At 44.7% G+C, this 21743-nt stretch carries 17 protein-coding genes, 1 tRNA gene and 2 pseudogenes; 14 read left to right on the forward strand and 6 right to left on the reverse strand.

Annotated elements, in window-relative coordinates; genetic code table 11:
• Positions 1 to 251: 251 nt before the first annotated feature.
• The 3 genes from htpX to AK963_RS14015 form a co-directional block, all read right to left on the reverse strand.
• Positions 252 to 1142, reverse strand: a complete 891-nt coding sequence (gene htpX, locus AK963_RS14005; RefSeq protein WP_066016079.1) for a protease HtpX — start codon at positions 1140 to 1142, stop codon at positions 252 to 254.
• Positions 1143 to 1291: 149 nt separating this feature from the next.
• Positions 1292 to 1720, reverse strand: coding sequence for a hypothetical protein (locus AK963_RS14010; RefSeq protein WP_066016080.1), 429 nt, complete (start codon positions 1718 to 1720; stop codon positions 1292 to 1294).
• Positions 1721 to 1787: 67 nt separating this feature from the next.
• Positions 1788 to 3002: a pyridoxal phosphate-dependent aminotransferase gene (locus AK963_RS14015; protein ID WP_066016081.1), complete on the reverse strand. Its 1215-nt coding sequence runs from the start codon at positions 3000 to 3002 to the stop codon at positions 1788 to 1790.
• A 178-nt stretch (positions 3003 to 3180) separates the two neighbouring features.
• Here AK963_RS14015 and msrB point away from each other — a divergent pair, with 178 nt between their 5' ends.
• Together msrB and AK963_RS14025 are read left to right on the forward strand one after the other, a co-directional pair.
• The gene (gene msrB, locus AK963_RS14020) at positions 3181 to 3570 is read left to right on the forward strand and encodes a peptide-methionine (R)-S-oxide reductase MsrB (protein ID WP_066016082.1); all 390 of its coding nucleotides are present in this window, start codon (positions 3181 to 3183) and stop codon (positions 3568 to 3570) included.
• A 300-nt stretch (positions 3571 to 3870) separates the two neighbouring features.
• A complete protein-coding gene (locus AK963_RS14025; RefSeq protein WP_139117407.1) occupies positions 3871 to 5070 on the forward strand; it encodes a hypothetical protein in 1200 nt (399 codons plus the stop codon).
• A gap of 72 nt (positions 5071 to 5142) precedes the next feature.
• On the opposite strand, the gene AK963_RS14030 is transcribed toward AK963_RS14025, so the two are convergent.
• Positions 5143 to 7497 carry a hybrid sensor histidine kinase/response regulator gene (locus tag AK963_RS14030; protein WP_066016084.1) on the reverse strand — a complete coding sequence of 785 codons (2355 nt, stop codon included), beginning with the start codon at positions 7495 to 7497 and terminating at the stop codon, positions 5143 to 5145.
• A gap of 154 nt (positions 7498 to 7651) precedes the next feature.
• On the opposite strand from AK963_RS14030, the gene AK963_RS14035 reads away from it, so the two are divergent.
• Positions 7652 to 7727: transfer RNA gene (locus tag AK963_RS14035), tRNA-Glu, on the forward strand.
• Positions 7728 to 7754: 27 nt separating this feature from the next.
• Here the strand turns inward: AK963_RS14035 and AK963_RS14040 are convergent.
• A complete protein-coding gene (locus AK963_RS14040; protein ID WP_139117408.1) occupies positions 7755 to 8048 on the reverse strand; it encodes a hypothetical protein in 294 nt (97 codons plus the stop codon).
• 407 nt (positions 8049 to 8455) lie between these two features.
• On the opposite strand from AK963_RS14040, the gene AK963_RS14045 reads away from it, so the two are divergent.
• From AK963_RS14045 to AK963_RS14095, 11 genes and pseudogenes are all read left to right on the forward strand, one after another.
• Positions 8456 to 9007 (forward strand): hypothetical protein, encoded by a 552-nt coding sequence (locus AK963_RS14045; protein WP_066016086.1) that lies wholly within the window; start codon positions 8456 to 8458, stop codon positions 9005 to 9007.
• A 165-nt stretch (positions 9008 to 9172) separates the two neighbouring features.
• A pseudogene (locus AK963_RS35370) lies at positions 9173 to 10138 on the forward strand (P1 family peptidase).
• A 146-nt stretch (positions 10139 to 10284) separates the two neighbouring features.
• Positions 10285 to 11535: a valine--pyruvate transaminase gene (locus AK963_RS14055; RefSeq protein ID WP_066016087.1), complete on the forward strand. Its 1251-nt coding sequence runs from the start codon at positions 10285 to 10287 to the stop codon at positions 11533 to 11535.
• A gap of 4 nt (positions 11536 to 11539) precedes the next feature.
• A complete protein-coding gene (locus AK963_RS14060) occupies positions 11540 to 12283 on the forward strand; it encodes a 5-oxoprolinase subunit PxpA (protein ID WP_066016088.1) in 744 nt (247 codons plus the stop codon).
• Positions 12280 to 12984 (forward strand): 5-oxoprolinase subunit PxpB, encoded by a 705-nt coding sequence (pxpB, locus tag AK963_RS14065; RefSeq protein ID WP_066016089.1) that lies wholly within the window; start codon positions 12280 to 12282, stop codon positions 12982 to 12984. Before AK963_RS14060 ends, pxpB begins: the two co-directional genes overlap by 4 nt.
• A complete protein-coding gene (locus AK963_RS14070; protein WP_066016090.1) occupies positions 12966 to 13907 on the forward strand; it encodes a 5-oxoprolinase subunit C family protein in 942 nt (313 codons plus the stop codon). Before pxpB ends, AK963_RS14070 begins: the two co-directional genes overlap by 19 nt.
• A 214-nt stretch (positions 13908 to 14121) precedes the next feature.
• Positions 14122 to 14892, forward strand: a complete 771-nt coding sequence (locus AK963_RS14075) for a PepSY domain-containing protein (RefSeq protein ID WP_066016091.1) — start codon at positions 14122 to 14124, stop codon at positions 14890 to 14892.
• A gap of 111 nt (positions 14893 to 15003) precedes the next feature.
• Positions 15004 to 15261 (forward strand): hypothetical protein, encoded by a 258-nt coding sequence (locus AK963_RS14080; protein ID WP_066016092.1) that lies wholly within the window; start codon positions 15004 to 15006, stop codon positions 15259 to 15261.
• A 226-nt stretch (positions 15262 to 15487) separates the two neighbouring features.
• Positions 15488 to 18883 carry a hypothetical protein gene (locus AK963_RS14085; protein WP_066016093.1) on the forward strand — a complete coding sequence of 1132 codons (3396 nt, stop codon included), beginning with the start codon at positions 15488 to 15490 and terminating at the stop codon, positions 18881 to 18883.
• A 77-nt stretch (positions 18884 to 18960) separates the two neighbouring features.
• The gene (locus AK963_RS14090) at positions 18961 to 20397 is read left to right on the forward strand and encodes a dynamin family protein (protein ID WP_083232647.1); all 1437 of its coding nucleotides are present in this window, start codon (positions 18961 to 18963) and stop codon (positions 20395 to 20397) included.
• Positions 20398 to 20422: 25 nt separating this feature from the next.
• Positions 20423 to 21538 (forward strand): hypothetical protein, encoded by a 1116-nt coding sequence (locus tag AK963_RS14095; protein WP_238593732.1) that lies wholly within the window; start codon positions 20423 to 20425, stop codon positions 21536 to 21538.
• A 29-nt stretch (positions 21539 to 21567) separates the two neighbouring features.
• Here AK963_RS14095 and AK963_RS35375 read toward each other — a convergent pair.
• Positions 21568 to 21743, reverse strand: a pseudogene (locus AK963_RS35375) (IS256 family transposase); the annotation flags it as partial.

Below are 21743 nucleotides of genomic sequence, written 5' to 3' on the forward strand. Positions count from 1 at the left end.
GAAAATCAACATCATTAAAACCTTCGGGTAGCTGTGGTCGACGAGACATCTGTTCTAGATAATGCATGGTAATGATGCCTAAGCATAGTTGGCGGCAGCTTAAGGATTTAGAAAATGCGATTGGTATAACTGGGGCTGGCTAAGCCACAAGGATCACGCAGCACACAAAGAAAAATAAAGGATTTCCTTCGTATGTTTTGTGATCTTCGAAATAAAAAAAAGGCCGGTAATTACCGGCCTGAAGGGGGAACTTAACTGTGGGCGCGTAGCGTTTCGATACGCTGATCCAGCGGGGGATGGCTGGTAAACAGGGCTGCCAGTCCACTGCGAACACCGCTGCGGATACCAAAGGCCGTCATGGTGGCTGGCATCGCGCTGGGAGCTTCATATTCGGAACGCAGGCGTTCCAGTGCTGCAATCATATCCCTGCGGCCTGCCAGTTCAGCACCGGCTTCGTCGGCCCTGAATTCGCGCTGACGGGAGAACCACATAACGATGGCACTGGCCAGAAAACCAAGAATAATTTCAGCAATAAAGCTGGTTACGTAAAAGCCAATACCAACACCACCTTCGCCTTCGTCATCACGACGCAGGAAGGAGTCGACGGCATAACCGATAATCCGGGCAAAGAACATCACAAAGGTGTTCACTACACCCTGGATCAAGCTCAGGGTGACCATATCGCCGTTGGCTACGTGGCCAATTTCGTGACCAATAACTGCACGGGCCTCGTTAGGGCTGAATCGATCCAGCAGTCCCTGACTGACGGCAACCAGTGCTGCATTTTTGTTCCATCCGGTGGCGAAAGCATTGGCTTCCGGAGAGTGGAAAATACCCACTTCAGGCATTCCGATGCCTGCTTTTTCAGAGAGTTCCCTGACAGTCTCAACCAGCCACTGCTCCTGGGCTGTCTGGGGTTGTTCAATAATCTGCGTTCCTGTACTCATCTTGGCCATGGTCTTGGAGAGCAACAGGGAGACAAAAGAGCCGGCAAACCCGAATACGGCACAGAATACCAGCAGGGAACCCATGTTCAGTCCCTGGTGGCTCAGGTAACTGCCGACGCCGAGAATATTCAGTGTGATACTGGCCAGCAACAGGACTGCCATGTTTGTGGCCAGAAACAACAGGATTCTCTTCATTAGTTAAGGTGACCTCATCGTCATCATTATGTAGCTATATAAAGGCGTATTCTTATTCTTTCAAGAGCGTCTAAAAAATGAGCTTTGTTTTTACATTGCATTTACAGAAGAAGAGCCGAGTAGTTGATGATAGCTGACCTGGTCGCTGATCAGCGACTGGTGAAAAATTGCAGAGCAGCCTGTGCAATCGCTTCACTACCTTTGTTTTTAAGTGCCTGTCTGCAATGCCAGGCCATTGTTGCCTGTTTACGGGCAACCGATGGTGGAAGATCGCTCTGGTCATCAATATTAAGAGTAGGAAGACTCAAGCGAAGAAAACTTTTTTCCGTAAGTACAACCTGATCCAGGGCATCATGCCGGATGTTGTCCTGGTAACGAATATAACCTTCTGAGGCGAGCCAGAGCATGGCATCAAAACAGGCCTTGTGACGTCTGTTAGGGATGCCAAATTCATCGGTGCCGGCATTGGTGATCAGGTCGTCAACGTAGATTGTCGTCAGGCGAGGGAATGTGTTGTAGAGCTGAGTCAGTATTTTCAGGCAGTCCTGATAAAATTCATCAATGTGTATGTCGGCCATAGGTCGTCCATAGCTGTTCTTCCATAATGATGAGGAGAGAGGGTATGCCTCCCTCCAAGCATCCCATTTATTGTTTGTATCGGCTGAGGAACCGCTCAAGTTTGGTCATTACGGTTTCCAGGTCTTCTATCCAGGGGAGCGTAATGACCCGAAGGTGGTCGGGTTCCGGCCAGTTGAATGCGGTTCCCTGGACAAGTAACACTTTTTCCTGAAGGAGGAAGTCCAGTACCAGCTTCTCATCATCATGGATTTTATGATGTTTTGGGTCGAGCTTGGGGAACAGATAGAGAGCGCCTTTGGGTTTTGTGCAGCTGACCCCTGGTATCTGATCCAGCATTTCCCATGCCCGGTTACGCTGCTCAAGCAGTCTGCCGCCAGGCAGTACCAGATCATTAATACTCTGGTAACCGCCTAATGCTGTCTGGATGGCGTGTTGAGAGGGTACATTTGCACAAAGTCGCATTGAGGCCAGCATTTCCAAGCCTTCCAGGTAGCTTCTGGCATTGTGCTTTGGACCGGAAACCACCAGCCAGCCAGCCCGGAACCCGGCAACACGATAGGATTTTGACAGGCCGTTAAAACTGATACAAAGCACGTCGTCTGCCAGAGAGGCCAGGGCCGTGTGCTCAACCCCGTCATAGAGGATTTTATCGTATATCTCGTCAGCAAAAATGATCAGGTCATGTTCTCTGGCCAGCTGAACGATCTCTTTCAGAATTTCATCTGGATAAACCGCACCGGTTGGGTTGTTTGGATTGATAACCACAATACCCCGGGTTTTGGCGGTGATTTTGCTGCGGATATCTTCAATATCCGGACACCAGTCCGACTGCTCATCCTTGCGGTAGTGAACAGCACGGCCGCCCGACAGATGAACCGCTGCAGTCCACAGAGGGTAGTCCGGAGCAGGGATCAGCATTTCATCGCCATTGTTGAGCAGTGCCTGCATGGTCATTACCACCAGTTCACTGACGCCGTTACCGATAATGATGTCTTCAACGGTAATGGGGGGGAAGCTCTTCTGCTGGCAATACTGCATGATGGCCTTGCGGGCTGAAAACAGTCCTTTAGAATCACAGTAACCCTGAGACAGTGGTAAATTGCGGATGACGTCCTGGGTGATCTCATCGGGCGCATCAAAGCCAAACGCCGCGGGATTGCCCGTGTTCAATTTAATGACACGATGTCCTTCTTCTTCCAGCCGTTTGGCTTCACGAAGAACGGGGCCGCGAATGTCGTAACAGACATTGTCGAGTTTGGTGGATTTTTCAATATCCTTCATGGATGGCTTACCGATGGTTTCAGGTTCTGTGAGACTTGCAGCATGGCATTATGAATTGATCTGCCTAGAGTTGCACTAGTGTAGATAGTTTTTATTCGGGCGGTTATCCTGATTGCCGCGAGACAGTTCCTGAAAGTCTCTGTTTGCTGATGAAAGTGGAATAAGAAGGCAGTATGAAATGACAGAAAAGAAGTCAGATAAGCAGTGGCGGGAAGAGCTGACAGATGATCAGTATTACGTGTGTCGTGAAAAGGGGACTGAGCGACCTTTTACCGGCGAATATAACTTCTTTGAGAAAGATGGTGTCTTTCACTGTGTCTGCTGTAAGCAAAAGCTGTTTGACTCATCAGTTAAATTTGATGCTGGATGTGGCTGGCCAAGTTTCTATCAAGCCATCGACAGTGATGCGATAACCATGCAGGAAGATAATAGTCTGGGGATGGAGCGTACTGAGGTGCTTTGTTCTAATTGCGGTGCTCACCTTGGGCATGTGTTTCCCGATGGCCCGGAGCCTACTGGCCTGCGATATTGTATTAATTCGGTTGCGATGAAATTCAAAAAACGGTGAGTTTTCTATCTCTAGTGTTAGGCTGATATACGAAGATAAATGCTTTTATCAGCCTCATAGAGAGTAGGCAGTAGCGGGTTGGAAAAAAACATCTGATGTCGTAAAAAATTATTGTGGGTCTTTTTTGAATGCAGGGTGATTTGCTTGAAATTGAGTGTTTTCCAATTTCTTGCTTGTTTAATTTCTTATTAGCTATATATTTTCTGGATAGGGACATTTTTCTAAAGAGTAGCCAGTTTGGTCTTAAATTTGAAAATATCAAGCCATACAGAATAAACAATTAATTTACAGGTGGAATCTATGTCAATCCCATCTAGCCAAACTCCATCGCCAGAATTGCCGCCAGCACTGGAATTACCAAGCTCCCAATTGTATTATTTTTCCCACCCCTATACATCCAATAGTCAGCCACCTTTGCCCACATTTAATGGCCATATTGTAAGAAATAGTAACCACGTAAATAGAGTTACATTGCAAGGTGCCAAGCAGGCTATTGACCATCTTAGCGAGAATGTTCTTTCAAATGCTGACTTATCAGATATGGAGTGGAGAAATCTATCTGAATACTTTGTTGTTCAATTAAGTCAACTAGCAGGGCGCCGATTATTTACAATGCCTCAGCAACAAGAATATGAGGGGTGGCACCAAGAGCTTCAGTCTATTGGGCGGCAGCTTCTATCTATTAAGGGAAATGGGAATAGAGAAAAAAAAGTGAAAGATGCTCTGAAACAAATGGAGAGTATGTTAACTAAAACAGAGCATGACGGACTTAAAAAAGAGTACAAAAAACAATCTGGCTGTAAAGTTGAACGCTTAATGGCATCAATTTCAATCAGGGGGCCCATAGTATTTGACGCATTCAAAAAATACATAAATCAGGATTGCAGGACTGAAAGTCAACAGAAAGTGAGTTATACAGGTGCTAAAGATTTGCATCAAAACCTATGTCAGAATGGAGGAGATTTTGGGGGACGGCGGAAACTAGGGGTCCAAAGCTTCCAATTTAACAGTACCAATACTATTAACCCTGTAAGGAGTCGCTTATATCAATCTTGTCGGGGGGAGAAGTCGTCTGCTAATTTTTGCCGGTCATCTCCTTACTGGCAATCGGAAAGACATACAGCAAGAGTCTCTCAAGCCAGAACTTCAGCTGCAAACCCTGTCATGGCAACTAAGCTTCCTCAACGATCAGCAGTAATACCAACTCACTCTTCTCTAATGACTGTTAGACCACCTTCCAACCATAGTGCCGGTCACGAGCCAGGCTACAGTGAATGGCGTCTGGGGCAGCAGGAGGAACGAGCTGCTCAGGATAGAAAGATAACCTTCTCTACATTCAAAACAACGGATAGTTGCACTTCTTCCGCTGCAAACTCATGTACTAAACCTCTAATTGACTCGCATAGCAGGGGAGAGCTATCAGATTCGCATTCCAGTCATGAGTCACTATCGACTGTCTTGGAGCGCTCGGAGCTATTTTCTAGTGAAAGAAATAACTAAATAAATATGCCATGTGCTATATCAGATTGTGTAATGGGTATGATTTTATCAAAGGCACTTTGGAAGAGACGGCTAATCAAAAGACTCTTTAATAATTTTGTTCAGCTCTTTTTTATTAAATGGCTTGGCAATGTGGCCGCTCATTCCTGATTCCCAGCATCTGTTTTTGTGTTCATCCAGAGTGTTTGCTGTCAAAGCGATAATAGGAATCTCTTTTGTAGAAGCCATGGCTCTGAGATGTTTTGTTGCCGTGTAGCCATCCATTACCGGCATATTGCAGTCCATCAGGATCAGGTCAAAACTCTCACTGTTGCATGCTGTGATGCAATCCTGACCATTGTTTACAAGGCTTACTTCATACCCGAGCTGTTCAAGCATTCCCTCGGTCACAAGTTGGTTGATGGCGTTATCTTCAACCACCAGGATTTTTTTCTTTCTTTTTTCTGATGCCTGATAGCTTGAACTTTGTGATGAGCGATTTTCTCTTGCTGGAGGCATTCTTCCAGGATCACTGATGCCAATCACCTCTGCACATTTTTGATAGAGTTTTTGTTGAGTCACTGGGAGAGGGAGCCATAAAAGATTTTCAGGTATTCCCTGAGGTTGCTCATAGCTGATAAAGATCGTTTTACGCTGGGGGTGGTGTCGAGCCATATTCAGGGCCAGTGATTTTTGATCAGTGATCACGAGAGACTCTGTTTTGTGACCTGTTGAGTGGTAGTCAAAGTCGAGGTTCTTATCGTAAGGCTCCACTATGCGACAGGGTACTTTCCAGTAGCTGAGTAAACGATGACAGATTAGCTGTGTAGACTCTTCACAGGCCAGTATTACCGGGTGACTTTCCAGTGCAGTGGTAGTCTCACTAGCGACCTGTTCAGGTTTTGTTAGGGGAAGTTTTATGGAAAAGGTACTGCCATGCTGTTCCTGAGACATAACTTTGATGGATCCATTCATTGCTCCTACCAGCTCTTTGGTGAGTGCCAGCCCCATACCAGAGCCCCCATAGCTTTCATAGATATCATTGTTAGCCTGGGTAAAAGGGGTGAAAATTGCTTCGAGTGCCTCTTTGGGGATTCCTATACCGGTATCCGTAATGTTAATGATGACTTCAAGACGGTTTTGGTCAAGAGGTTTTGAGTCCAGTGATAGTTTGATCTCACCCTGATGGGTGAACTTTATGGCGTTACCCAGAAGGTTGTTAATGACCTGGCTGATGCGGGTAGGGTCTCCCTGTAGCGTGGCTGGAAGCGTTGGGTCAATATCACAGGTCAGTGGAATATTTTTGCCGTAGGCCTTCTGGCCCAACATCACGACAGATTCTTCAATGATCTCACGCAAATTGAACCGGGTGTGTTCAATGGCAACTTTGCCTGACTCAAGTCTGGCCAGGTCGAGCATACTATTGAGCAGTCTGACCAGTCGAACCCCAGACTGGTGAGCCAGATCGAGTCGCTCATATTGTTTTCCGGTCAGTTCTTCATTAATTGTCAGCTCAAGCATGCCTAAAATGCCATTTAGCGGTGTTCGAATCTCATGGCTCAGGTTTGAAAGCTGTTCTCCACGAATTTTGGCTGAGTGAAGTGCAGCCTGCCGGGCTTGTTCAAGCTCTGCGTTGGCCTTGAACAGAGCGTTATTATTTTCCTGTAATTCCTGCGTCCTTTCCGCAATGCGAACTTCAAGATCACGGCTATGTTTTCTAAGTTCATTTTCGGCAAGGCTTCGATGGTATAGCTGTTTTTCAATATCATCCTGAAATTCATTAAATGCGCTGGTCAGTAGACCTATCTCATCTTTTTGATGTTTTCTGGAAATCTCCAGTGTTTTATGGACAGTGCCTTTTCGAACGCGTTTTACGTGGCGGGTCAGCTTCAGAAGAGGCTTTGTCAGCATCAAATAAAACATGCTCTGCAGAGCAAGTGCCAGAAGCAAGGTTCGAACCAGCCCAAACACCAGGGTAAGTACCGCGCGATCCAGAAATTCCTGACCGGAAGGACGCGTATCTGCTGTAATGGTCAGGATGCCAAGATCTTCTTCAAGGTCGTAAGGAACAGACAATTGTTGGTGATAAGTACGTGTGGTGCCAAAGAAGAGGTCAGTAAATTGCCGCTGCTCACCGGGGCTATTTGAGGTTCCGGCTTTGGCAAGAATCAGGTTATCGGAGTCAACAATTGATGCGCTGAGGATCAAAGGGGACTCAATGAGCCCATTTACCAGTTCAATGGCCAGCTCTTCATCCAGGTTGTAGGCGATACGTGATGCTGGTGCCTTGCTGATATCCAGATAGGCCTGGATGGCACTATCAATACTTTTGTCCTGAGTTTTATAATCGTGAGTAACCTGAAAGATGCTGAAAATAAGTCCCAGAATAAATGCAACGCTGACTGTATATCTGACTTGCTTATAAGAGAGCCTGTCCCTGAGTCTCATGTTCCTCTGCCTTTCCCTGGGCGATCAATAGCCCATCTAATCGCTAAAAAGGCTTTTTTTCAAGTAAAACCATTGATGAAAGGACAGGGGGGTTGACTCTGTGACAGGGGGGGATTAGTATACGCATCCGCTGCAGCAATGCACGAAGGTATGCGTCCCCTTCGTCTAGTGGCCTAGGACACCGCCCTTTCACGGCGGTAACAGGGGTTCGAGTCCCCTAGGGGACGCCAGTTTTCCAAGTATCTATCCTCCCTTATTTAATCTATCTCATCCTCCGAATAGTAATCTGGCGGCTCATCGTCAGGCTCTCGATCAAATTTTCGACTTTCTTCAATATCCTCCTGTTCATCATCAAATTCAGCAATATTTTCCACTGACTGATCATCAAGTTCAGGAATCAATGTTGAGGACTGCTCTTCATAGTCTTCTGACAGTTCTATATCAGGAAAGGCAGGGCCTGCATCGGCATAGGGTGACAGGCCAACAAAGAACATTAAAACAAGGGCTATTGTGGCTCCAAGCTTTTCCAGAAAAGACGTCAGCAAAGGCATTTCCATACTCCAGGCACAGTTTTCCTGACCGGGTGATTACTCATCAACGGCAAAACCAGGCTCTATTGACATAAGCTTGATGGCTTGGCTCAAGCCAGATCTTTTTACCAGGGCGCAAGAACGCGGGAATACCCGTGTCGTTCAAGTTGTTGCAATGATGTTACGGACATTCTGGTTTGAGCCACTGAGCAGGCAAAATTATGTCAACAGAGCCTACAGTAAAAGGGTGAAACGCAGTGCCTAACATAGCAGAGTCTGTAAAACCTCACTGAAGAACAGGGTATGTTTTTTTGAAGGGGATATCGCTCAATATGGGATTGCATTGTTTGAAGGCTTTTTGGGCGAGCTTTGGCCTGTTTGGCTATCTTACCTGTTACCTGAATTAAAAAACGGTAATGAGGCGAAGAATGAAAAAATACATGGCGTGTTTGTTACTGGCTTCTGCTCCTGTATTTTCAGATGTGCTCAATCCTCAGAGCTTTCTTAATGAAGTTGAGTCAGAAGTACACAGCGCAGTAAAACCTGCTCTGGATATGGTTAATGTGCCGATTCAAAGTCCTCAATGGCTGGTTGGCTGCTGGCTTGATAAAGAGCAGGGGCACTCTTTCTTTAAGGTGGTTGCTGATGGTTTCTACTTTAAAACCTGGTCTGAAGGTCAGGTCAGCCAGTTCCAGATGCGTAATGCATCAGGGGTATACCCAAGGTTTCAAAATAACTACAGCAATCAAGCATACAGTCGGTATACATTGAATGGGACAAGAAAGGGAGATACGTCAGGAGGTGTATTTACTGATATGAATTTCAGTCAGGGGGAAGATAAAAATGTTATTGGTGTCAGCGGTTTTCTGAATGGTTTTCTGACAATCTGGAGTCGTACTTTGATCGGTAAGACATACATTCGATCTGATGATGTTAACTGTAATGTAGAAAGTACTGATCAGGCGCATCAGGTTTTTTGATTTATACCAGTGAGTACTAATTCCTGTATCGATGCAGTCGTGCTTCGGCCACATAGCCGTAGTTCTGCTCCCTGCGTTGTGCTTTGGATGATTTCAGCCCAATTGGTCAGAAATATTCGACTTCATATGGTCCGCTTCTTTTTACCAGTGTCATAGGTTTTGCCGATGGCTACTCTGAGTCATGAGCTTTCCGAAATTAGCGGCCTGGCCATTGGTCATGCTTCAGATCTTGAAGGGTTGACCGGAGTAACGGTACTGCGCTTTGATCAGGGAGTAACTGCCGGTGTGGATGTGCGCGGTGCGGCTCCCGGAACCAGGGAGACGGAATTACTAAGGCCAGAAAATCTGGTTAACTCTGTACACGCTATTGTGCTTTCCGGTGGAAGTGCATTAGGCCTTGAAAGTATGAATGGGGTTAGCCGTTACCTGGAGGAGCATGGCATTGGCTTTCAAACTGACTTTGTTACGATCCCGATAGTCACCGGCGCGATACTTTTTGATCAGTCAGTGGGTGATGCCTCTGCCCGACCCAGTGAACAGATGGGGTATGAAGCCACGAGGTTAGCCTGTCAGTAAGTCATTGAAGAAGGCAATGTAGGTGCCGGTACCGGTGCGTCTATCGGTAAAGTTGCAGGGTTTGATCGCGCGACAAAAAGTGGAATTGGTTGTTTTGCGATTAGATTGAGATGTGGTGTCATTGTTGGGGCTGTTGTTGCTGTCAACGCCTGGGGAGATGTTGTCGCTGGTGAAAAGCTCCTTGCAGGTACAAGGAGCGAAGATGGTAAACAGTTTGTTTCTGGTATGGACTTATTGATGGATGAACAGTCAGTTCAAGCATTGCCCGGGGCTAATACAACGATTGGCGTAGTCGTTACCAACGCAAAATTAACAAAAGCTCAGGCCTTAAAGGTCGCTCAAATGGGGCATGATGGTGTGTCTCGTGCCATTCGGCCTGCCCATACTATGTATGATGGTGATACCCTTTTTTGTGCAGCAACTGGTGAAGTTGACGCTGATGTTAATATATTAGGGGTGTTGGGGGCAGAAGCTGTTGAAAAGGCTGTTCATCGAGCCGTCTATAAAGCTTCGTCTGCAGGTGGCTTGCCGGCAATCCACGATATACAGCAATAAGTAAAATGAATTTCCTGAGCATGCATTTCTGCTAGTGAACCTGCCTCTATATTTGGCTCATCATGTCTTGTGCGGTAGACAGCCTCTTTTCATCATTATATAACAGCACTTTTATTATCCTGCGACCAGAATAATCAGGGGTAAGCATGAAGCTTTCTGCCTTTGGCGAAAAATTCACCAGCCATTCCGGTATCCTTTCATTAATGGATGATCTGGGCAACGCCCTCGCCGATGGTAAAGATATGATCATGATGGGCGGTGGTAATCCGGCCCATATCCCCGAAGTAGAAGAAGTATTCAGACAGCGACTGCGCAAAATAACCGAGAGTCAGGCGGAGTTTACCCGGCTGGTGGGTACCTATGATCCACCCCAGGGAGAAAAAGACTTTGTTCGTGAGATGGCTGCTTTTCTTAACCGGCAGTTTGGCTGGAAGCTGACAGAAAGAAATATAGCGTTGTCCAATGGCAGCCAGGCCGCCTTTTTTATGCTGTTCAATATGTTTGCCGGAAGTTATGGCGATGGCAGCCACAAGCGTATTCAGTTACCACTGGCACCAGAATATATTGGCTATGCCGATGCAGGGCTGAGTGATAATTTTTTTGCGGCCAATAAACCTGAAATTGAGCATCTTGATCAGCATACCTTTAAATATCGGGTTGATTTTCAGGAGCTGGTGATTGATGACAGTATTGGTGCGATTTGTGTGTCACGCCCTACCAACCCGACAGGTAATGTTCTGACGGATCATGAAATTGAGCGGCTGGATAGCCTGGCTTTGCAGCATGATATTCCCATGATCATTGACGGTGCCTACGGTACGCCGTTTCCAAAGTTGATCTTTACGGAAGCGACACCACGCTGGAACGAACACACCATTCTCTGTCTAAGTCTCTCTAAGCTCGGACTGCCTGCGGTCAGAACCGGTATTGTTATTGCCAATGAACAGGTAATCAGGGCTCTGTCGGGTATTAATGCCATTATGAACCTTGCTCCTAACAGTACGGGCAGTTTACTTGCTCTGGATATGATCAGGGATGACAGCATTAACCCTCTTTGTGAGAATGTTATCCGTCCTTATTATCAGGAGAAGGCTCAGTTTGCGGTAAATTGCCTCAAAGAAAAACTGGGTGATATTCCCTGGCATGTTCATAAACCGGAAGGCGCAATGTTCCTCTGGTTATGGTTTGAAGGTTTGCCTGTTTCCAGTCTTGAGCTCTATGAACGACTGAAGGCAAGAAATGTGCTGGTGGTTTCCGGACACTATTTCTTCCCGGGGATAGACGATGACTGGCCCCATAAGCATGAATGCCTCAGGTTGACCTATACCCGTGATCATCAGGATGTTGAAAAGGGGCTTTCTATTCTGGCGGAAGAAGTACTCAAACTTTACAGGTGAACCAGTGAAGCTAAATTGTGATATGGGGGAGAGTTTTGGCCCCTGGAAAATGGGAAATGATGAAGCGGTGATGCCATGGATTGATATGGCCAATATTGCCTGCGGCTTTCACGCTTCTGACCCCGATATCATGAGTGGCACCGTGAAACAGGCGATAGACTGTGGGGTCACTATTGGGGCCCACCCCGGGTACAACGACAAGGTGGGGTTTGGTCGTCGTTCTATTCCCCACAGTCCTGAAAGTATCACGCATCTGGTGGCTTACCAGGTTGGTGCACTGGATGCTATCTGTCAGCTGCATGGCACCCGTGTAAAGTACATTAAACCTCATGGTGCCCTTTATCATGAGATGATGAATAACCCTGATGTGTTTGAAGCCATTGTGATTGCGGCTGCAAATATGGATTTCAAACCAGCGATCATGATTCAGGCCATGGCTGAGAATGAATCGAATAAAAAGATAGCGGACAGGTATTCTGTATCATTAATTTATGAAGCCTATGCCGACAGGGCTTATGATGATAATGGACTGCTGGTATCAAGGTCTGTGCCGGGGGCTGTTCACCAGGAAGCAGCAATGATACTGCAGCAGGTTAAAGGCATACTGTCAGGAGAGGTTAACACGATTAGCGGAAAGCGGCTGAAGCTGAGGGCCGATAGTCTGTGTGTGCATGGTGATAATCTTGATGCCATTGCGCTGATCCAACAGATTCGACAGATGTTAAAGCCGGCAGACTATACTCCATGATGGATATTCAGCCTGTCTCAGAAACGGCGTTGATAATAAAGCTGGGTGATCATATTGATACGCAGCTAGCGGTAAAAATAGGCGACTTGGCTGATCATATCAGAAATAGTTTTTCGTCAGAGCTGATTGAAGTTATTCCTTCTTATACGACGATCTATATTCAGTACCACCCTCTGAAAGCTGATTATTATGAGTTAAAAAAAAGATTGCAGGTGTTGGTTGATTCCTTTTTTCAGACTGGTGCTCCCAACCAGAAGCTAAGTAAGGTAATTACCTTACCCGTTTATTACAACCTGGAAACGGGTCCAGACTTGCCTGAAATAGCCCGATTTCATAACTGTACAGTTGATGAGGTTGTTCATATACACAGTCAATCGACCTATGTTGTCTGTGCTATCGGTTTCAGTCCTGGCTTTGCCTTCCTTGGTGCTGTTGATCCCTCCATTGCAATGCCAAGAAAAACGGAACCAAGAAAGATGTTGCCTGCTGGGAGTGTGGGGATAGCTGACCGGCAGACAGCCGTATATCCTTCCAATACACCCGGAGGTTGGCAGATTATTGGTAACTGCCCGATCTCTCTGGTTGATTTTGATAAGACACCTATGTCGCCTTTTTCTGTTGGTCTTTCTGTTAAATTCCAACCCATATCACGGGATGAGTTTTTGGAGCTTGGAGGCACTGTGTGGTCGCACTGGAAGTAATAGATCCAGGGATGCTGGCTCAGCTTCAAGATCTTGGGCGAACGGGAATGGGTCATCAGGGTTTGGCTCAGGGTGGCCCGATGGATCTACACGCTTATTGCTGGGCAAACTATCTTCTGGGAAACAGCATGTCCTGCTCGCAGTTAGAGATAACAGGAGGGCAGGCAAGGTTTTTAGTGCATCGAGCCATCACGCTGGCTTTAACAGGGGCTGACCTGGGAGCCATGGTCAATAATCATCCTGTTGATGGCTGGCAGACCATTCATCTGAATAAAGGCGATGTTCTGTCATTTCAGTTCCCAAGGAAAGGCCTAAGGGCTTATCTGGCCATTCCTGGTGGTTTTGCTGCACCAACAGTTTTTGGCAGTGTCGCGACCGTTGCCCGGGATGGTATTGGTGGGCTTGGAGCGAACAATAGAGTTGGCTGTCTGATAGGTCAGGGAGATTGTCTTAAGTTGATCGCTGACCAAGTTTTCAAGCCAGAAATCAACCGGATGATTCCAGCCCGCTATATCCCGGAATATGAGCTGGAGCTCAGGCTGAATCTAATAGAGTCATATCAGGCGTCGGCATTCTCAGAAGAAAATCGTAAACGGCTCTATGAGTCAAACTTTACGCTATCATCAAACAGTGACCGGATGGGATATCGATTAGATGGGGCTGATATTACTTCCCCCTTCAGTGGTGTGATTTCTGAAGGCATCGCTTTGGGAGCTGTTCAGATACCTGAAAATGGTCAGCCAATTATTCTTATGCGTGATCACCAGACACTGGGAGGATACCCAAAGTTTGGTTGCGTTGCTCAGTTGGATTTGAACAAGCTGGCACAGGCAATGCCCGGAACCTCAATACGTTTCCAGCCTATCTCCCTTGAAGCAGCAGGAAAGAAATTAAAAAGCTTTTACTCCTTCTTTAATCTGTAACCCTCAGTTTTCCTATAAAGGAATACTGCTTGCATTATGGGCAATCAATTCTAAATTAACTGTATCAACTCTGCATGAACGGGCATAAAGACTACTATCAATGACGCCTGCCATCTTTGTACTCCCCGCTTCCTTTCGATGATCTTTGTACCCTGTTCGGTGGTAGTTTGCGTTATTTCCTCGGCTCTTGTTGTATGAACAGAGGTGTGACTTGATGAAAGTGTTCAGTTTACGTATTCCTGTGGTGTTAGGCGTATTGGCGGGCGTAGCCCTGTCCTCATCCACGGTTTTTGCTGCAGGCGGTAATACACCTGCAACGCCAGCGCACCTTGAACAGCCTGGTAAGTTGAGATCAATGGTACCTCTGGACCAGCTAATCGTATCAACCCGTAATAAGTTTGGAGATAAGTCTTCTGACGTGGTCGTTCATTCGGCACGGCTGCTGGAAGAAGAGCGGCAGAAGGTGTTTGTTATCGACTTTATTGATGCCAATAACAAGCTGGAACGTGTTGTTTATGACGCCTTCAGTGGCAAGCAGGTAGATCATGCCCCCATGCAGGTACCCATGCCTATGGAAGAGATATTATCAAAAGTGGAGAGCAAGTACCCAGGATCAAATAGAATTCGAACCTGGCTGGAAAGGCAGGATGGCGGTGCTGTGTATGTTATAGAGCTTGCCGACAAACAGTTTAAGGTGAAGCGTCGTCAGTTAACCATGGATGCATATACTGGTCGGGTGATCAAGGATGAAACTTATGACATGAAACCAGATGGTAAACAGATATCCCTTGAGCAGATTATCAAAAATGCACGGGAAAAGTACCGTGGGATGGTGGTGCTGAGAACCAGAAGCAATATGAAAGATAATATGAAAGTAAAAGAAATTGTCTTTTTAGATGACAACCGTATAAGACATAAGATGGTAGTCAATGCAGTAACAGGAGAGGTGGTAGAAGACAGGATTTCGCCATTAAGTTTGATGTGAGTTGTTTAAAAAACTAATCATTGAATATTTTTTAAATTCTCCAGATATAAAGGGAATGTAATTTAAATTGTGTAAACGCTTGTCGTTAATACTCCAAAATGGAGAATAACAATGAGCGTTGAAATCAACGAAAAACTGGTAGATCAAATAGCCAGTCAGATTAAAACTCAGGATGATCTTGCCGACTTCAGCCGTTTACTTATTAACAATGTGACTGGTTTCTGTTTTCTAGTTTTTCATCAGCCAATCTTTCGGTTTAATTTTCTTGGGTTTTATTCTAATAAAATAATTTCCCGTTGCGGTTTGCTTGTAGATACAAATATAACTTTTCGTGATTTTGGTACTGTCTTTTATTTTATGAGATTTTGAGGTTTTTGCAGGTATATAGTGTTTTTTATGTGTTACCTGTTTTTTTTGTTTGTATTCATAAAATATTTGAAAAGATTTTTCCTTGAACTATAAATTATCTGCATCGCAACCTTGTTGTAAATAATTCTTATTTTCATGTTATCTATGAGGGATGTGATTTACGTTCTAGTAATTACTGTTTAGTCGTTTCCATTTAATAGAATAATTTTTCAAAAGAGATGATGCAGTGAACGCGAATGGTGAGTTAGCCGAAATTCCAGGTCATGCTCTGAGAGCAATTGTCAGCGTGACGAAAGATAAAAAAAACGATCAATCCAGATCCGGTATAAGGGCAGTTGATGTGTATGAAGGTGATCATCGGGCTGATTTTTCAAATAAGACTATACACTCAGCATGCAGTTTAAAAGAACCTTATTATGAAAATTATAACCAGTTTATGGAAAATCGGAATGTGTCAGTATTAGACCATACACCTTCTCAAAATGGAGGACAGGAAAACCTGCATGCAGCTCTGTGCCAGAGTGATGGAGGATCGGTTACTTTTGATTATTCAGCGAGTTATGATGAAAAGGAGTTGGAAGCGGAGCTGGATTCATTAGAGAAATTAGAAAAAAGGAAAAAGGTTTTAGAGAAAGAGCAAGCGCTTGAAGCAAGGTTAGCAAAATTTAAAGGTATAAAAAATACGAGCAACAATCAGAAAGAAGCCGAAAAGATCCACTTATTTGAAAGAGAGCTTGCAGAGATAAGACAGCGGTTGATGAAAGAAAATCGTAAAGATAGAGATAATAGTGATTCAAGTCGTTCGAGGTTTGCCTCCCAAAACGTTAGAAGTCTGGCGGTGCCCGAATATATCGCAACACCAAGACCAGTGAGGCGGGAGCATTTATCGGTAAGCCGTTCTAAGGGGCATGCTCCTGTACATCATAATCATTCCAAATTTCATCAAAGAGATCATCCAGATTCCCATCATAGAGAAAAAACGAATGGATGTTCTCGTTCAGCATCTTTATCAAGGACGTCAAGTGTAGATCAGAAATGGCATAGAGCTGGAGCTGAGCCGCTACAGGATACAAAAGTGAAGTCCAAACAATGGGCATTAACATTTGTTCAGCCTAAGCCAAATCTTGCAGGACCGGAATCAGTATCGGTTCATATGCCAGAGCTCTGTGGGTGGACAAATAATAAAGACTTGGCAGAGTTTTATTGGTCGCGGGCTCAGCATGAACAAGGGGAGAATCAATATCAGGTCGGGAAAAGTAGGTGTAACAAGGCTTCAACAGTTAAATCCAAAACCTCTTCACCACAGGGAAATCACGTTGGTTTGAAAATCAAGGGGCTAGCCTCTTCAAGGAATTCAGCTCGCCCCCTGAAACCAGATCCTGAAAATAAACCAGAAGTGAATGTTAGAAAAAATAGGAGTACTGAAATACCAGCACCTTTAGCTGATGAGTCTCAACAACCTGACCAACTGTCGTTGGGAGAAGGAGCTGGATCTCCGCATACACGTGTGCTTCATATAGGGTTTCAGGGAAGCGCGCCAAGTAAGGCAAAATTTACTCTATACAAACCACAAAAAGGTGAAAGGCAGGAGCCAAGTTTTCCTCAAAATGGCGTTCTCCATTACCCTCATGCAGTCTGTGAGACCAGAAAAACCGATAATCACCTGGGCCTTGGAAGAGTATTGGGGATGGACGCAAGAGTTCTGAGCCAAACATTAGCATCAAAAGTAGATTTTCTGGAAAAAGAGCAAAGTGTTCTAGAACAGAGTCCTTGTAGTTCAAGTTCAGTTACAGGTAAGTATCAACAAGTAGTTCAACCAGCTGAATGCTTTTCAGGTTATCAGGCTGAAGAGGTTCATGGTAGAAATACTGGTAGTTTAACAATGCCTGCAGTAAATGATGAAGAAAACAAATCTGGTAAACATATTCGGGAAAGTCGACAGGAGAATGCACTCCATTCAAATAAACCTCTAAATAAAAGCGTTCAACAATGGGGTGGCTTAGAGTGGGATAAAGGCATTAAGGAGGTTGATATGATAGAAGAAAACAAACAACTATATAAACACTTTCTTAGGAGTTTTCGCAGGGTTTCAGGAAATCTAAAAATGGAAAGCCTGGTTTCAGAAATGACTCATTCTTCTGATTTTCAGAACTTTAGGAGTAAAGTATGGAAAGCCTGCTCAATGGATGTACTAGGTCCACAGCTAATCTGTCGAAATTTAAGTGTTGATAAAAATAAGGGAGGTATAACAAAAGATATTGTTGAAAGAGCATTCTGCCTGCAATGGGAACGGATAGCTGAATGCTTGCCACATGGAGTACACACAAACAATAACCAAAATTTTGTATTTTCAGTTGATTCATTGCTTTTGGCAGTAGTCAAGCAAGTAAAAGAACGAATAATGCAAATATTCAAGGCGTATGCTGAGGCTTGTCTTGTACCCTTGCTAATGGGTTATATTGAAAAAGAAGTCGAATTGCTTGGTCTTTCTGACTCTGGAATAAAAGATTTGGAAAGAAGGCTTAGTGCAGGTGTTAGAGATTATGTTAAGGATCGCTTTACCGTTTCTTCTCTGGCCGGAGTGGATATGCACCAAGAGGGTAAAAGCCCTTTTCATTTATTATATGATCAATACTCTAAAGCCTTTTCACCAGCATTTCTGCAAACGGGAGATATGGAATATATTGACGAGAAGGAGGCAACAGCTATCAGTCAATTTTTTGATAAACATAAAAGTACAATCAGTTACTGCATGATAGCAGGGGCGAAAGTGCTGTTGGTCGGGGCGGGTATTGCAGGAGTGATGTTTGGAATTGAAGAGGGTGCAGAAATGGCTGCATCGGCAATTCAAGATCATTGTGAAGAAGAGGCTGAAGAAGCTTACAACGAAATGGTTAACGAGGCTTCAGTTGCAGCAGAGCAAGCGGCAAAAGAAGGCATCAGGGAGTCTGCAAAAACTGCAGTGGCGCCAATAACAGAAGCCCTCAATTATGTAGTACCTGAAGTTTATGAGGAGGATGCCTCCAGGGCTGTTGAGAGTATTGCCCAACGTGCAGCAGGTCCATGGGCTGACAGTGTCGGTGAGGTTGCTTCTGAGGCGGCAGAAGCTGCGGTTCCTGCAGCTATAGGGGCTGCTGGTCTGGGTACAGTGGTTGCAGGAGGGGCGGCAGCGGTTGTTGTTGCGCCATATATTGTCCCATTAGTACCGAAACTAAGTGTCGTAACGATCAAAATGGTGATTAAAGCGTTCTCCTCTATACCAGTGAAAAAAGTGGCGGTGGGTGCTGCTGATAAGGGAAAGGAGTGGGTTAAAAGTAAGGCTAAACAGGAGTATGAATCTGTAAAGAAGGCGAGAAGAAAAGATCAGGAAAGGCAGGCGAGAAAGCGAGCATCGCCTGAATTATCGTCGCAGAAAGTTCATGCTGTAAATCATAAGCTATCTGAAGTATGTGCAAGGATTGAAATAGCATCTGAGCAATGGATGCACAGTGCTTTTAAACGCTGGGATTCGGAGATGCGGAACATAGTACGAGAAGTTGTTGAACCACTAGTTCAGGATCATATTTATGAATTACACAATTTAGAAACCAACAGATTCAATGAGGGTGTAAGAAAATCTTAATGTGTTGGATATAGCTATTGTATTTAAAACATAGTTCCCCTTTTGGTTTTTTACCAGATTAAACGGTAGGTTTTTTTATGGACGCACTCAGCTCAACTGCATTTAATGCTAGACATCCGTTAGTGGAAGGCCATGATTTTGAAGACCAAATTAACGCTTTCACTGGCCCCTCAGGATCCAGGCATCATGTCTGTCTGCGTGATCAGTCAGTGAATAGTACACTTGGTTTATTTAAAATGGAGAGTGGAAGTTATTCCGGATGGGGGCAACCAGGAAAATCACTATCAGCAAGGAATGGGGAGATGTCATCATCAGGCTCCGAGGTGAAGTCGGCTTCAGGGTTCCCTTATGTCATGATTCAGGAGGAGCTTTGTAAGCTGACAGCGCAACGTAGAAGTTTGGATGAATATCTTCAGAGTTTATCGAATCACTCTGCGGTTGATGGAGGGCAGAGCGCAAAAATAATGAGAGATGGATTACAAAAGTTCCCGCTGGTAATGAAGGAGCTAGGTGTGTCAGAAGGAGTGAGCATACAGGTTGAGGGAGCACAAAATGCCGGTAAAACCTCGTTGATAAAAGCACTGACAGGTGTTGAAGGAGAAATTCATGGTAAGATGGCAACTAGAGTCAGAACCCTCCTTCAAATGATACATAACCCGGGTATTGATTTTAAAGGTTCATTATATTTTCAGGGTGAGGAGCATGAAGTAGTACACTTTCAAGATCGTGACGATTTTAATAAAGCTGTTCTTAAACGACAAAGCAGACTACCTGCAAATCAAGTGTCAGAAAAGCTGCTGGTTCAGTCAATGGAGGGAAAAGAGTTCCCAACACTGACACTGGTTGACAACCCTGGTTATAACGCGCTAGTTCATGGGGCTGGCTCTGATTTTTTTAAGGGGGATGAGAGTGGGCGGCGTGTGCGAATGCTGGTTGCAAATGGGGAAGGAAGCATTGCTGGCTATCCTGGATATAAGGATTTTCTTGAGGATCAACAAGCAATAAAAATTATTGTGGTCACACACGCAAATGGTTGTGTAGAAGAGCAAAAAGGCTCCTTAAGAGCAGGAGAGCGAAATAACTTATTTGTTTCAGGGCATCATGACGGGATCCCGATATTTGCTGTTGACTGCTCTTTCGAATCGATAAATGAGGAGAGGGAGAGTTTAAAAAGTGGTAAGCCGTCGAGAGTGCTCATTGATAAATTACGAAGAGAATTTGAAGGCTTACAAACGGAATGGAGTCGAAAACACCCTGATCCTATTGTTTTTAACGAAGCTCAATTCAGTACGTCTTCGGTTATGAAAACATTACAGTTTCTTCAAAGTACTATGGAAGCAGAAGAATTGGGTGCTATTAATCCGCGATTGGAAATAATGCATCAACAATCGGATCATCAGTGCAAGATGAATTGGGAGAGGTGCAAGGAGTCAAATAAGCAGTTTTATAGAAGAGAACTAGAAGGATTGGCTAATCCTGAGGTTTTACGAAATGGATTAATGCTCAGATACTGAGCATCGTGAAGAATTTTCTAAAAAATTGCGTCAATCTTCTCTAGAGTGCTATTCAGTTTTGCCCAGAATCAGGCATGAAGTACGGAATGTTGAATCGCTGAAGAAAAAGTTTGAGGCTCTTAAAAAGCAAGATTGTGACCCTGATGATCTTAAAAGCCCAAAACATCGCAGTGCAGGGCAGGGGGCTGAAGAGCATCTTGTTGAAGAACCTGACATTGTGGATTCTTGCAAAGATTTCGTTTCAGAAGGCTTTGATGAACATATGGATGATTTTGGCGATGCTTTGAGAAAGCATACCTCTACAGTTGGGAATGATCGAGCAATTCAAGGGCTTAAAATTCGGCATGAAAATTTACAACAAGATTTTAATAAAGCACTACGATCCAGGCTGGCTAATAAGTTATGTGCTCATGTTGTAGAATATTTTAATGGCGTGATTGACGATTTTGAAGGTAACTTTCCAGGCGCACACCATTTTTTTGAAAAGTGCGGAGAACAGAAGCTTAAGGATGTTAAGTCCACTTTGAAAACCCAGGTTCAAAGCGATGTCAGATCAAGGCTGAGAGAAATTGAGGCTGGTCATTATGATTTGTGTGCTATTGATGAAAAAGCATTAAAAGAAGAAGCTGCAATATATTTGAAAGTTGTTGAAAATATTTTTCCAGATGGTCAGATTTATGTGGCAGATGGTGACCAGGCAATGTCTTTAATTAAACTACTTAAAGCTCATAAGGGAGATTTGATAAAAGCGGCAGTGATTACCGGTGGTCTGGTGACTGTGGGAGGGTTGGTTGTTACAACAGGAGCAGTTGGAGCTGCAACTGCTGCTGCTGTGGCAGTACCGACTGGAATGGTCGTGATAAAAAATAAAGAGCTAAGAAATCAGGCGGTAAAGACAGGCGGCCAAGGTGTTAAAGCCATTAAGGAGGGGGCTTCATCACTGGTTAAAAAGCTGACGAAGAGCGGCCGGAGTGGAGCATGTGATACTATGAGGCCTGTGGCTCATGAATCAAGAATGGGGTCCTATAATAAAGATGATCTATGTAAAGCTCTGGCGGAAGTTGGGCTTTCATCAGAGATTATTGCCCAAGAGTCTCATGACGACATACTTAACCGTTTTGTTCCTTATTGGAGCCTGTAAATAATTCTGTGTAAACGCCACCAAAACTATTACTCCTTGAACCGGTCAGGAAACATAATTTCAAACCGGTTCATGGCTGCTTTCCAGTTCCTGATCGGCATGGTCCATTTCTCGGAAGCTTTTTCCATGGCCAGATAGATTACCTTCATGACTGACTCATCAGTCCGAAAAATCTTCCGGTTCTTGATCGCCTTACGAATGACGC

This window comes from Endozoicomonas atrinae (assembly GCF_001647025.1).
In the GTDB taxonomy this organism is placed as follows: domain Bacteria; phylum Pseudomonadota; class Gammaproteobacteria; order Pseudomonadales; family Endozoicomonadaceae; genus Endozoicomonas; species Endozoicomonas atrinae.

Excerpts from the sequence above, each read along its gene's own strand:
- AK963_RS14075 (WP_066016091.1), top strand. The coding sequence starts at position 14,122 with ATGAAAGTGTTCAGTTTACGTATTCCTGTGGTGTTAGGCGTATTGGCG.
- msrB (WP_066016082.1), top strand. The coding sequence starts at position 3,181 with ATGACAGAAAAGAAGTCAGATAAGCAGTGGCGGGAAGAGCTGACAGAT.
- pxpB (WP_066016089.1), top strand. The coding sequence starts at position 12,280 with ATGATGGATATTCAGCCTGTCTCAGAAACGGCGTTGATAATAAAGCTG.
- AK963_RS14045 (WP_066016086.1), top strand. The coding sequence starts at position 8,456 with ATGAAAAAATACATGGCGTGTTTGTTACTGGCTTCTGCTCCTGTATTT.
- htpX (WP_066016079.1), bottom strand. The coding sequence starts at position 1,142 with ATGAAGAGAATCCTGTTGTTTCTGGCCACAAACATGGCAGTCCTGTTG.
- AK963_RS14015 (WP_066016081.1), bottom strand. The coding sequence starts at position 3,002 with ATGAAGGATATTGAAAAATCCACCAAACTCGACAATGTCTGTTACGAC.
- AK963_RS14030 (WP_066016084.1), bottom strand. The coding sequence starts at position 7,497 with ATGAGACTCAGGGACAGGCTCTCTTATAAGCAAGTCAGATATACAGTC.
- AK963_RS14025 (WP_139117407.1), top strand. The coding sequence starts at position 3,871 with ATGTCAATCCCATCTAGCCAAACTCCATCGCCAGAATTGCCGCCAGCA.
- AK963_RS14080 (WP_066016092.1), top strand. The coding sequence starts at position 15,004 with ATGAGCGTTGAAATCAACGAAAAACTGGTAGATCAAATAGCCAGTCAG.
- AK963_RS14090 (WP_083232647.1), top strand. The coding sequence starts at position 18,961 with ATGGACGCACTCAGCTCAACTGCATTTAATGCTAGACATCCGTTAGTG.
- AK963_RS14040 (WP_139117408.1), bottom strand. The coding sequence starts at position 8,048 with ATGCCTTTGCTGACGTCTTTTCTGGAAAAGCTTGGAGCCACAATAGCC.
- AK963_RS14055 (WP_066016087.1), top strand. The coding sequence starts at position 10,285 with ATGAAGCTTTCTGCCTTTGGCGAAAAATTCACCAGCCATTCCGGTATC.
- AK963_RS14010 (WP_066016080.1), bottom strand. The coding sequence starts at position 1,720 with ATGGCCGACATACACATTGATGAATTTTATCAGGACTGCCTGAAAATA.